The organism is Mesobacillus jeotgali, from assembly GCF_014856545.2.
Lineage (GTDB): Bacteria > Bacillota > Bacilli > Bacillales > Cytobacillaceae > Mesobacillus.
The window spans coordinates 3,715,428-3,727,512 of record NZ_CP109811.1 but is presented as its reverse complement, the minus strand read 5'-3'; the positions used below and the strand labels follow the sequence as shown (position 1 = coordinate 3,727,512).

Genomic DNA, 12,085 nt, shown 5'->3' with positions numbered 1-12,085 from the left:
TCCTTTATAGGGATGAATTTTATTAAAAATGGAGGAAATGACTAATGAATAAAATTGAGACTATCTCTCCGGAAGAACTTCAAAAGAAGCTGGAAGCTGGCGAAAAGCCAGAAATGGTTGATGTACGTGAACATGATGAAGTCGAATCAGGTATGATTCCTGGAGCTAAGCACGTGCCAATGGGGGAGATTCCTGAAAGACTGAACGAATTCGACAAGGACAAGGAATACATCTTCATCTGCCGTTCAAGCGCACGCAGCGGCAACGTTTGCCATTACATGAACGAGCAAGGCTACAAAGTCCGCAACATGGTTGGCGGTATGATGAGCTGGGGCGGAGAAACAAAACGTCCATAATTATAAAATTCTGAAAATCTGGCCAGAATGGATGTTAAAAAGGAAGGGCGACTAACCTTGATCCAGGTCAGAGTATTTGATCATGAACATGAAAAAGATTTAGAACAGGATATGAACCGCTTTCTGGAGAAACTTGATGAGAAAAAACTCTTGGACATTAAATACAATGTCGCGGTCATACCAGAAGAAGAGGACGAAGAACAGATCTACTGTTTTTCAGCTATGGTTGTGTACAGAGCCTGAGTGATTTCACTCAGGCTTTGTTTTATTTTAGGATATCGGACAGAAACTGGTGGGAAACCGGCAAAAGTGTCCGTCATCAAGCCCATGACGGACAGAAATAGGCGGGAAACATACAAAAGTGTCCGTCATCAAGCCCATGACGGACAGAAATAGGCGGGAAACCGGCAAAAGTGTCCGTCATCAAGCCCATGACGGACAAAAACAGGTGGGTAATAAGTAAAAGTGTCCGTCAAAAAAACAATGACGGACACTTAGCCATTTACTTATTGTTGCAGCGCATATTCCCCGGCATTAGATCCCGCAAGTCGGCCGGTGACAAGGGCGGAGGTAATATTGTAGCCTCCAGTATAGCCGTGGATATCGAGGATTTCTCCGCAAAAATACAGGCCTTCTGCTTTCTTGGATGCCATAGTTTGCGGCTCGACTTCCTTGACGGATACGCCTCCACCGGTGACAAAGGCCTTATCAAGCGGCAGGGTGCCGTTGACCTTGAATTCGAACTGCTTTACAGACTTGGCGAAACTTCTGATTTTTTCATGGCCCAGCTGTCCGCCCTGCATTGCCGGGTCGATTTCATTGCGCTCCAGCAGGAACATCAGGTAACGCTCGGGCAACAGCCCTTTAAGCAAATTCTTCACCGCTTTTTTCGGCTCGGCCTTGATCAGTTTATTAATTTCCTGGAACAATTCTTCCTCTTTCATATCGGGAAGGGCATCAAGGGACATGACGACTTCTTTCAGATTCCACTTTTGCATCGCCTTGACGACGAACTGGCTGCAGCGGAGAACCGCAGGACCGCTGATGCCGAAGTGGGTGAAAATCATATCCATTTTGTGAGTGATCAGCGCTTTACCCTTGGGATTAAGTACGCTGAGTGCGACTCCCCTCAGCGAAAGCCCCTGGAGAACCTTTTCTTTTATAAATGGTTCAGCTGAGGTCACCGGCACTTCGGTAGGGAACAATTGCGTAATCGTATGTCCCGCTTTCTCCGCCCACGCATATCCATCACCAGTGGATCCGGTATGTGGCACTGATTTTCCGCCGACAGCAATGATGACGCTGCCTGCATAGAACACTTCACCATTCTTTAATTCAACAGACTCCGCCTTGCCATCCTTATAGTGCACATGTGCAACAGGAGTGTTCGTCTTGATTTCTACCTTTAATTCTTTTAGCTTTGATAAAAGGGCATCAACAACAGATTGAGCTTTGTCACTTACCGGGAACATCCGGCCGTGATCCTCTTCTTTCAGCTGGATGCCAAGCCCTTCGAAAAATGAAATGATATCTTCATTACTGAAAATGGAGAGCGCGCTGTATAAAAAGCGCCCATTTCCGGGTATATGTTTAATGATTTCATCCACTGGCAGCCGATTGGTCACATTGCAGCGGCCCCCTCCGGATATCGCCAGCTTTCGGCCAAGCTTGTCTCCTTTGTCGATCAGCAGCACCTTTGCGCCTTTCTCACCAGCAGCAATCGCAGCCATCAAGCCAGATGGACCGCCGCCAAGGACGATTACATCGTATTTCATTGCTTCACCAACTTTTCGTTTCACTTTTTTTAACTCATTTCAGCACTTTTATTATTATAATGCAACTCTTCACTAAAAACATTGTCATAAATGAGGTTATTCAAACGAATTCCCAGCCGGAAAACTGGCAGTCAGCCTGGAGAAGGAGTAAACTAGGGAATGCAGGAATTTCTGACAGGGGTGCAGGAAATATCTGCAGCAAGGATGCAGGAAAAATCTGCATCCATTGATAAATATCATAGTGTCTGTTTGTGTTTATGGTAAAATACAAGTTTGTAATCTGTTTTTATTTTATTGATTGAAAAGTAGGGATTTTATGTCATCAAAGCTTTTAAGAGGGACGTTCATATTGACACTTGGCACGATTTTGTCTAAAGTGCTTGGGTTATTTTATGTTATTCCCTTTTTTGCGATTGTGGGAGAGTATGGGACAGCATTATACTCTTTCTCTTACATTCCATATACAATTTTCATTAGTGTTGCCACAGCTGGTGTACCGCTTGCTGTTTCTAAGTTCATAGCAAAATACAATGCTCTTGAGGAGTATGCGGTCGGAAGGAAATTGTTTAAGTCTGGTGTGGCAGTCATGCTGGCAACCGGAATTTTATCTTTCTTGATTATGTATGTAACTGCTCCCGGACTTGCTGAAGTTGTCATGGATACAAGTAATGATGAAAATGTGAAAATAACCGCTGCAGATGTGACGACAGTTATTCGTGCGGTCAGCTTTGCCTTGATTGTTGTTCCGTTCATGAGCTTGATTCGCGGTTTCTTCCAGGGACATCAGTCAATGGGACCATCAGCAGTTTCCCAGGTTGTAGAACAAATAGTCAGGATCGTATTCGTGCTGGCCGGGGCGTTTGTTGTCCTGAATGTACTTGAGGGGGATATGGTTACCGCTGTAAGTGTAGCCACGTTCGCTGCATTCATTGGAGCGCTTGGCAGTCTTGGGGTACTGGCCTGGTACTGGGTAAAAAGGAAGCCTCATTTAGATAAGCTGCTGGAAGAAGACAAGAGGGCGATGGATATCTCCTTAAAGGATATCTATAAGGAAATCTTGCTGTATGCAGCACCTTTTGTATTTGTCGGGATTGCCAACCCTCTGTTCCAGTTTGTTGATATGATGACCTTTACCAAAACAATGACTTCAATTGGATTTAGCTCAAATGAAGCAAGTTCGGCATTTTCAGTTTTGAATTTCCAATCGCATAAACTTGTTATCATACCAGTCTCTCTTGCTACGGCCTTTTCATTGACGCTGGTACCAAGCATTACAAAGGCCTTTACAGAAAACGACCGAAAGGGTATGAGACGGCAGCTTGACCAGACTTTCCAGGTGTTGATGTATCTAACAGTACCTGCTGCCATTGGGATCGCAATACTAGCTGAACCAATGTATTCCGTTTTCTATGCACATAACGACCTGGGCACTGAAGTATTAACAACCTATGCACCAGTAGCTATCCTATTCGCACTATTCACTGTAACAGCAGCCATTCTGCAGGGTATTAACGAGCAGCGATTCACGATTTTAAGTTTGCTGACGGGATTATTGGTGAAGCTAACATTCAACATCCCATTAATTAAGGTGTTTGAAACACAGGGCGCGATAATGTCAACAGCTCTTGGCTATATCGCTGCAATCCTAATTAATTTGTTTGTAATTAAAAAATTCGCTAAATATCCAATGGGCTTCGTGACGAGAAGAATTTTCCTGATATTGATTTTCTCTGGTTTAATGGCAGGAGTGACGATGGCATTCTATGAAATGCTTGTCCAATTCCTTTCACCGGCTGCAAAATTCCAGTCGATTGTGCTGATTGGAATCTCTGCACTTGTAGGGGCTGCGGTTTATTTTTACCTCGGATTCCGGACCAAATTGGTAGACAGGCTATTCGGAGACCGGGTCACCAAGATCAAGCGCAAGTTAAGGCTGCCGGTTTAATAGGAAAATGGCCTTCGGTTATGAAGGCCATTTTTAATGCACCCTAATAAAAAAACTGTTGGTCATCGCGTATATTCAAACGTCGTTCAATCCTGTCGACCCTGCGCTCGAGCCGGTCCAGCTGGTTGTTCAATCTTTGAACCTGCCGTTCAAGGCGGTCTAGTCTCTGGTCAAATTGGCCACCGCCGCCGGGATATCCGCCGCCAGGGTAACCACCACCCGGGAAGCCTCCTCCCGGCAGGCCGGGAATAGGGATGTACAAGCCTTGTCCTTGTTGTCGATGGTTCATTCAGGTCATCTCCTCATAATCTGATGTAAAGTATGATATTAGTCTATGTAAGCTAGCAAGAAATGGAATGGGCACCTGCCCATATGAATAAAGGAGGTACAAAAATGAGAATCGATAAAGTGCTTTCCAATCTTGGATACGGAAGCAGGAAAGATGTAAAGAAACTTTTAAAAGACGGTGCTGTAAAAGTAAATAACGCAATTGTTAAAGATGCAAAGCACCATGTGGATCCTGAAAACGATTCGATCACATTAAACGGGGAAGAAATTCATTACCGAGAATTTATTTATCTAATGATGAACAAGCCGCCTGGTGTCATCTCCGCGACTGAGGATAACCGTGATGAGACGGTCATCGACCTTCTTGAGATTGAAGACCAGGTATTTGAGCCATTTCCGGTAGGGAGGCTTGATAAGGATACGGAGGGCCTCTTGCTGATCACGAATGATGGACAGCTTTCCCACAGGCTCTTATCTCCAAAAAAACATGTCCCCAAGACATATTTCGCGGTAATTGAGGGAGAAGTGACGGAAGAAGATATCGAAGCGTTTAAAAAAGGCGTCACACTCGATGATGGCTATGAAACAAAACCGGGTGAACTTGTTATCTTAAAATCAGGCTTAACGTCTGATATTGAGCTGACGATTACCGAAGGGAAATTCCATCAGGTGAAGCGGATGTTCGAAGCTGTCGGAAAAAGGGTCATTTATCTGAAACGATTATCGATGGGTCCGCTGAAGCTCGATGAAACGCTGGAGCTTGGGGAATACAGGGAACTTACCGATGAAGAAGTGGAAATGCTGCAAAATTATGAGGTATAAAAAAAGAAATCGCTGAGACGAGCTCAGGCGATTTCTTTTTTTATTATGAAATTCTAACAGTCTTCTTAAGACGACATCTTCACCTTTTTCTGGGTCGTTGTCCATTTACCTCGGCTCGGACTTTTCACTAAGTCGTTATAAGCCAGGACATTCAAATCCCTCTGGATGGTTCGAGGAGTAATTCCGAATTCCTCTACAAGATCTTGAGTTGTGACAGTACCATTCTGACATATATACATGTAGATGGATTTGATGCGGTTTATCATCCGGTTAGTCGAAGGTTTCAAACAACCACTCCCTATCCTTTTTTAAACCCCTTTGTCATATTCCTGCAACCGACTATTGATTGAAGACGAATCCCCAAGTATGTAGTTTTCTTCTTTCCAGACAGCTCCTTTTGCGTCCATTTTTAAAAGGCAATCATAAGATGTCTTACCTTTTGGACTATTTTACACTTTAATAATGTAAAATTCCAGATTATTCACTGTTTTTTATGAAAAATTAACAATTAATTTAGATAACTGCCTCCCTTCAAATCGTTTATATACTTAACGATATGGTCTTAAACAGGTTAATTATGACAGTTATTAGAAAATTGAGAAAAAATATCTAATGTGCTGCAGTTTACGAATTGTGGTTAACAGGAGTAAAATAAAAATCAAGTTTTCAACTTGAAACTTAAGGTACAATAAGAACATTGCCGGGCTTAAGTGTAATTCTTAAGGGAAATACATATAGAACAAGATATGGAGGTTTGGAAGAATGACTTCAATCAACTGGACGAAGGAAGTAGAAAAAAGAGAATCTGATTTAATTAAGGACGCTCAGGACTTGCTTAAAATCAAGAGTGTGCTCGATGAGGAAAATGCTACAGCTGAGGCACCGCTAGGCGAGGGTGTCAGAGAAGCATTGGATTTCATGCTTCAGCTTGGTGAAAAGGATGGTTTTACGGCCAAAAATGTCGGCAATCTGGCTGGACACCTTGAATTCGGGCAGGGAGAGGAAATCGTCGGAGTGCTTTGCCATGTTGATGTAGTACCAGAAGGAGACGGCTGGACAAGTGATCCTTATGGTGCAGAAATCCGCGACGGGAAAATCTATGCCCGCGGCGCGATCGACGACAAAGGGCCGACGATGGCAGCCTATTATGCGATGAAAATCGTTAAAGAATCAGGCTTGCCCCTTAATAAGCGTGTCAGGATGATCATTGGTACGGATGAGGAGAGCGAATGGCGCTGTGTTGACCATTATTTTGAACATGAGGAAATGCCAGCGATGGGCTTTGCGCCTGATGCCGACTTTCCGATCATTTACGCTGAAAAAGGGATTGCTGATTATGACTTAGTTTCAAAAGCAGCCGGAATTGAAAAAGAAGATTTTGATGCAGAGGTAATCGAGTTTTCATCCGGTCGCCGCTATAATATGGTACCTGATTTTGCTAAGGTAGAATTGGTCGTTCAGCAAGGGCAAACAGATGTTGTCCAGCGCTTTGATGAATTCAAAAGGAACAATGAATTGGATGGCAGAGCTGTTGTAGAAAGCGGCAAGTTAATCCTTGAGCTTGAAGGTGTATCAGCACACGGCATGGAGCCTGACAATGGCAAAAATGCTGGCTTGCTTATGGCTAGCTTCCTCTCTGAGATGAACCTTGATGGAAGCAGTGAAAAATTCTTTCAATTCGTAGCCAAGTACTTGGGCAAAGATTCACGCGGCCGAGAACTGGGCGTCGCTTATGCAGATGACATTACCGGGGACCTGACGATCAATGTCGGCAAGCTGTCTTACTCAAAGGCTAAAGGTGGCCGCGCTGGATTGAACATGCGCTATCCTGTAACGACCGACCTAGAGAAGACAAAGGAAATCTTAAATCAAGTGTTAGAGGCTGAAGGGCTGACCATCGAGAATTTCTCAAATTCGAATCCGCACCATGTCGATGAAAGTGATTTCCTTGTCCAGACCTTGAAAAAAGTATACGAAGAGCAGGTTGGTGAAAAAGCGGAACTCATTTCAATCGGCGGCGGAACATATGCTAGGTCACTGAAATCAGGTGTGGCATTTGGACCGCTTTTCCCAGGAAGACCTGACATTGCTCACCAGAAGGATGAGTATATGATCATTGAGGACCTTCTCAGAGCAACAGCGATTTATGCACAGGCAATTTATGAATTGGCAAAATAAATGAGCAATTTGTATTGAATAAGGGTATGCCCGAACAACCAGGAGGGGAAAGAGGATGGAATATGTAATTGTAGACGGAGAGATTCTTGACAGAGCCGTCGCCAAGGTAGACATCGAGGACAGAGGGTATCAATTTGGCGATGGTGTTTATGAAGTAATCCGGGTTTATAACGGCAAAATGTTCACTGGTAAAGAGCATCTGAACAGACTCGTTGAAAGTGCAGAAAAAATCAGGATGAAGCTTCCATATGGCCCTAGTGAGCTTGAGTCAAAAATGGAAGACCTGATTTCGAAAAATGAATTGGACACTGGGATCGTGTATATGCAGTTTACAAGAGGAACTTCACCGCGCAACCATGTTTTCCCAGGGGGAGATGTGGCACCAACGTTTGTCGCGTACACGCGTAAGGTGGCACGCCCTGTGGATTCCATGGAAAAAGGGGTCAGAACGATCCTTGATGAAGACATTCGCTGGCTTCGCTGCGATATTAAAAGCTTGAATTTGCTTGGGAATTTGCTTTCGAAACAAAAGGCAGCAGAGGCTGGCTGTTTTGAGGCGATTCTTCACCGTGGGGAAACTGTTACCGAAGGAAGCCACTCCAACATTTCAATTGTAAAAGACGGCGTGATCATCACGCATCAGGCTGACAATTTGATCCTTAATGGAATCACAAGACAGAAGGTTCTTGAGATTTGCAGAAATGAGAACATTGCTTTTGAGGAACGAGCCTATACGCTTGATGAATTGTCTGCTGCTGACGAGGTCTTTTCATCGGGTACGACCGTCGAAGTCATGCCAATTGTAGAAGTCGATGGTAAGCCTGTAGGAAACGGAGAGCCAGGCCCTGTCACAACGAATCTCCAAAAACTTTTTAAAGCAGAAATTGAAAGCCAGTGCGGCCAATTATAATTATTAACCTGCAGTTTTAACGCTGCAGGTTATTTTTTGCTCAAAGAAGGGTACCTGAAGGTTTTATCGCTTGATTTGTTTTTTCCTGGCAGGAATGGGTATCATAAAAATATTTAAATCATCTGGATACCTGCTTTTTTTCTTACTCAGACAAACTACAGCAGAATACCGAACAGGGGGAACAGAAATGAAAATCACTTCGGAACAGCATATTGAATTGCATGGATTCAATAATCTGACGAAATCATTAAGTTTTAATATGTATGACATCTGTTATACCAAGACAAAGGAAGAGCGTGAAGCTTATCTTGATTATATTGATGAACAGTATAATGCAGAAAGGCTGACAAAAATCCTCACTCACGTTTCAGATATCATTGGTGCCCATGTCCTGAATGTGGCCAAGCAGGACTATGTGCCGCAGGGGGCAAGTGTGACCATACTTGTTTCTGAAGGACCGGTCGTCGAGGTTCCTGATGAAGCGTATGATGAGTCGCCGGGTCCGCTGCCTGACAATGTGGTCCTGCAGCTGGACAAGAGCCATATTACCGTCCATACGTATCCGGAATTCCACCCGGACGAGGGAATCAGTACATTCAGGGCTGATATCGATGTTTCGACATGCGGGGAAATCTCGCCGCTGAAGGCGTTGAATTACCTTATCCATTCCTTCGAAACTGATGTCATGACAATCGATTATAAGGTAAGAGGCTTTACACGTGATAAAGATGGCAATAAATTGTTCATCGACCACGATATCAGCTCGATCCAAAACTACATCCCCGAGAATGTAAAAGATCAATTCGATATGGTCGATATCAATGTGTATCAGGAAAACATCTTCCATACGAAGTGCAAGCTGAGAGAGTTTGATCTGGATAATTACCTTTTCGGCTATACAAAAGAGGAATTATCTCCTGAAGAACGCGAGGAAATCACTGAAAGGATTCAGGATGAAATGGAAGAAATCGTGTCAGGAGTGACACTTCATTCGGGAACGATTTTTGAAGATGAAGAGGAAGAGATGGATAAATAGCGAGTTAAAAGGCGTGTGGATGACCACACGCCTCTTTGTATTGAGCTTTTTGAATGCTAATCTTCAAACCTGAATAAATCACTGGATAGATATCTTTCTCCAGTATCACAGGCTATACAAATGACGACTTCATCGGGCTTCAGGTCCTTGGCGACATTGATGGCGGCGAAGCAAGCAGCTCCTGATGATGGGCCGACAAGAATGCCTTCTTCTTTGGCCAGTCTTCGAGCTGTTTCATAGGCATCTTCATCCTCGATTTTATGGATTTTTTCATAAACATCCTGATTGAGGATTTTAGGGATGAAGCCAGGGCTTGTGCCGACCAGTTTGTGCTTGCCGGGCTTGCCGCCGGATAGCACTGGGGACCCAGCAGGTTCAACAACGTGTACAGCCAGTTCCGTAAATTCATCTTTCAGGGCTTCGCCTGTTCCGGTGATCGTTCCGCCAGTTCCAGCGGTAGCAACGAACGCGCTGAGAGGCTTTTTCAGTTCTTCCATCGCCTCGATGATTTCTCTTGCTGTTGTTTGCCTGTGGGCGTCTGGATTTGCTCCATTTTCAAACTGCATTGGCATGAAGCTGTCTGGAATTTCCTTTACTAACTCTTCCGCCTTTTTGATCGCACCTGGCATTTTTTCGTCGCCTGGCGTTAACACGACCTCAGCTCCATAGGCTTTCAACAAATTAATCCTCTCTTCTGTCATCGTGTCCGGCATGACTAGGATTGCTTTATAGCCTCTTGCTGCTGCATTCATTGCCAGGCCGATGCCTGTGTTTCCGCTTGTGGGCTCGATGATTGTAGAACCGGGCTTCAGCTTTCCTTCATTTTCAGCTGAAACAATCATGTTGAATGCAGCCCTGTCTTTTACGCTTTTGCTAGGGTTGAAGTATTCAAGCTTGAGGTAAACCGCTGCCCCGCCCTCGGGTGCCAACTTGTTCAATTTTACAAGCGGCGTTTCGCCAATTAATGACGCGATATTATTAACGACTCTCATGTGATAGCCTCCTTGATCGTGATGGACTGCTTTAGTATTCCAATTTAGTGAATAATTGATGATAAGCAACTGAAAAATAACTATAGCTTCTTTTTATCATATAAAAAAAGACTATTCCTATCAACTTGTATGGATTAGAAATGTTTATAAGGAAATTCTGCCAATATTACATGCCATTTGCTACAATAAATTCAAGTGGACAAGAAAGGGTGTATTTGATTGCATACGCATTATTTCTATGCTCTCGAACTTCCGGGGGAGACAAAAGCAATACTGGAGGAGACAATCCACAGCTTGAAGGAAAACATGCCTTTTAAAACCTGGGTACATCCACAGGATTTACACATCACGCTTGCTTTCCTCGGAAATGCACCTGAAGCGAAAATAAAGGCTGCCAATGAAGTGATTGAGGCAGCATTGAACAATACACCAGCTTTTAAACTGGAGATCAATCAATTAGGCACCTTCGGCCGAAAGGATTCTCCAAGGATTTTTTGGGCCGGTCTTGAAAAATCCACACAATTGAATGAAGTAAGAGAAAAGGTTTTTTCTGCATGCATTGCCGCTGGTTTTACCCTTGAAACACGCCCGTTCAGCCCACATATCACCATGGCGAGGAAATGGGCAGGCGAAGAAGACTTCCAAGCGGGCCAGCTGGATGCAGTCAACCCTTTTAACAAAGAACTAACTTTTCAAGCTGAGAGGGTCGTTTTGTACAAGACTCATTTGGGGAAAAGTCCAAAATATGAACCAATAACACTATTCCCGTTTGCTTCCCGGTCTTGATTTGAATGGGAAGCAGGATTAAAGGCAGGTCGAATAATGGCACAATTAATCAAGCTTCAGGACTATGTATCACGGTATGCACAGGACATTTACCTTTATCCCTCCAGATATGTCCGTCTGAAGAAAAAACAATGGGAGGGAATTAGGGAGAAATGGGAAAACGGTCCTGAACAAACTATTAAAAATCACTTTGATATCCAGCAGGAGGAGCAGCCGAATAATCTCCTTCATAAGCTCAAAAGCATGGCGCGCCAGCCAGAGCCCGTGAAGGAGGAGGGCACACGGGAACATACGGAAGACCAGGATCATTTGATGGACGATGGTATGTTGGATTCAATCAGTCACTTAAAGACAATTGAGGAATTAAAACAGCACTTCCTCGATGGGTTGCTGCCATTCCAGCTAAAATGGGCCAGCTCGACATTGACGGAAAGGTCATTCATTGCAAAAGAATTTTTCAGCGATCCGACCCTGAAATTTTTACTGCAGCGATTTCCCGATACCTTTCTCATTTTATATAAACCTATATTTTTATTAAAAAAAGCTCCGGTCGAAGCAGAGTTGATCATCATCACTCCAGCTGCAGCCATGTGCATTTCGTTCATCGAGAACGAAGAGAATGCAGCTTATGTAGGGTCCAAGGACCGCTTCTGGATCAAGAAAACGAAGAATAAGGAAAAGAAAATCCTGAATCCGCTGATTGCGCTTAACCGGACAGAGAAAATCGCCAAGACTCTTTTTGATATGTACGATGTTGAGCTTCCAGTGCAAAAACTGCTGATCAGCAGGAATGGGTTCATCGACTATCCACAGCCGCCTTATGGCGTTCAATTCATTGAAAAACGAAATTTCGAGGAATGGTTCATGGCCCTGAGAGGCATGAAATCTCCATTGAAGCATATGCAATTAAAAGCAGCACAGGTTCTTCTGCAGTACGGCCAGACAACATCCGTCAGAAGGCTTGAGTGGGATAACAATCCGAAGAGCGAATAATAAA

13 protein-coding genes are annotated in these 12,085 nt (G+C 43.9%); 9 read left to right on the top strand and 4 right to left on the bottom strand.

Annotated elements, in window-relative coordinates; genetic code table 11:
* The first annotated feature begins 44 nt into the window (after positions 1-44).
* Both FOF60_RS19060 and FOF60_RS19055 read left to right on the top strand, forming a co-directional pair.
* Positions 45-356, top strand: coding sequence for a rhodanese-like domain-containing protein (locus tag FOF60_RS19060; protein WP_192472492.1), 312 nt, complete (start codon positions 45-47; stop codon positions 354-356).
* Between the two features lie 57 nt (positions 357-413).
* Positions 414-599 (top strand): sporulation protein Cse60, encoded by a 186-nt coding sequence (locus tag FOF60_RS19055; protein ID WP_192472493.1) that lies wholly within the window; start codon positions 414-416, stop codon positions 597-599.
* A gap of 263 nt (positions 600-862) precedes the next feature.
* Here FOF60_RS19055 and FOF60_RS19050 read toward each other — a convergent pair whose 3' ends face one another.
* Positions 863-2,131, bottom strand: coding sequence for a BaiN/RdsA family NAD(P)/FAD-dependent oxidoreductase (locus tag FOF60_RS19050; RefSeq protein WP_192472552.1), 1,269 nt, complete (start codon positions 2,129-2,131; stop codon positions 863-865).
* Positions 2,132-2,447: 316 nt separating this feature from the next.
* Here FOF60_RS19050 and FOF60_RS19045 point away from each other — a divergent pair, with 316 nt between their 5' ends.
* Complete coding sequence (locus tag FOF60_RS19045; RefSeq protein ID WP_192472494.1) at positions 2,448-4,076, top strand: putative polysaccharide biosynthesis protein; 1,629 nt, start codon at positions 2,448-2,450, stop codon at positions 4,074-4,076.
* Between the two features lie 43 nt (positions 4,077-4,119).
* Here FOF60_RS19045 and FOF60_RS19040 read toward each other — a convergent pair whose 3' ends face one another.
* Positions 4,120-4,365 (bottom strand): hypothetical protein, encoded by a 246-nt coding sequence (locus FOF60_RS19040; protein WP_192472495.1) that lies wholly within the window; start codon positions 4,363-4,365, stop codon positions 4,120-4,122.
* A gap of 104 nt (positions 4,366-4,469) precedes the next feature.
* Here FOF60_RS19040 and FOF60_RS19035 point away from each other — a divergent pair, with 104 nt between their 5' ends.
* The gene (locus FOF60_RS19035; protein WP_192472496.1) at positions 4,470-5,186 is read left to right on the top strand and encodes a pseudouridine synthase; all 717 of its coding nucleotides are present in this window, start codon (positions 4,470-4,472) and stop codon (positions 5,184-5,186) included.
* A 65-nt stretch (positions 5,187-5,251) separates the two neighbouring features.
* Here FOF60_RS19035 and FOF60_RS19030 read toward each other — a convergent pair whose 3' ends face one another.
* Complete coding sequence (locus tag FOF60_RS19030; RefSeq protein WP_023626930.1) at positions 5,252-5,473, bottom strand: DeoR family transcriptional regulator; 222 nt, start codon at positions 5,471-5,473, stop codon at positions 5,252-5,254.
* 475 nt (positions 5,474-5,948) lie between these two features.
* On the opposite strand from FOF60_RS19030, the gene pepV reads away from it, so the two are divergent.
* From pepV to speD, 3 genes are all read left to right on the top strand, one after another.
* Positions 5,949-7,364, top strand: a complete 1,416-nt coding sequence (gene pepV, locus FOF60_RS19025) for a dipeptidase PepV (RefSeq protein WP_192472497.1) — start codon at positions 5,949-5,951, stop codon at positions 7,362-7,364.
* 55 nt (positions 7,365-7,419) lie between these two features.
* Complete coding sequence (gene dat / locus FOF60_RS19020) at positions 7,420-8,274, top strand: D-amino-acid transaminase (protein WP_192472498.1); 855 nt, start codon at positions 7,420-7,422, stop codon at positions 8,272-8,274.
* Positions 8,275-8,461: 187 nt separating this feature from the next.
* Entirely contained in the window at positions 8,462-9,310 is an 849-nt protein-coding gene (speD, locus tag FOF60_RS19015; protein ID WP_192472499.1) for an adenosylmethionine decarboxylase, read from the top strand.
* A gap of 56 nt (positions 9,311-9,366) precedes the next feature.
* On the opposite strand, the gene cysK is transcribed toward speD, so the two are convergent.
* Positions 9,367-10,302 (bottom strand): cysteine synthase A, encoded by a 936-nt coding sequence (cysK, locus tag FOF60_RS19010; protein WP_192472500.1) that lies wholly within the window; start codon positions 10,300-10,302, stop codon positions 9,367-9,369.
* Positions 10,303-10,521: 219 nt separating this feature from the next.
* On the opposite strand from cysK, the gene thpR reads away from it, so the two are divergent.
* Together thpR and FOF60_RS19000 are read left to right on the top strand one after the other, a co-directional pair.
* Positions 10,522-11,088 carry an RNA 2',3'-cyclic phosphodiesterase gene (gene thpR, locus FOF60_RS19005; protein ID WP_192472501.1) on the top strand — a complete coding sequence of 189 codons (567 nt, stop codon included), beginning with the start codon at positions 10,522-10,524 and terminating at the stop codon, positions 11,086-11,088.
* 36 nt (positions 11,089-11,124) lie between these two features.
* Positions 11,125-12,081, top strand: a complete 957-nt coding sequence (locus FOF60_RS19000) for an NERD domain-containing protein (RefSeq protein WP_192472502.1) — start codon at positions 11,125-11,127, stop codon at positions 12,079-12,081.
* The last annotated feature ends 4 nt before the right edge of the window (positions 12,082-12,085 follow it).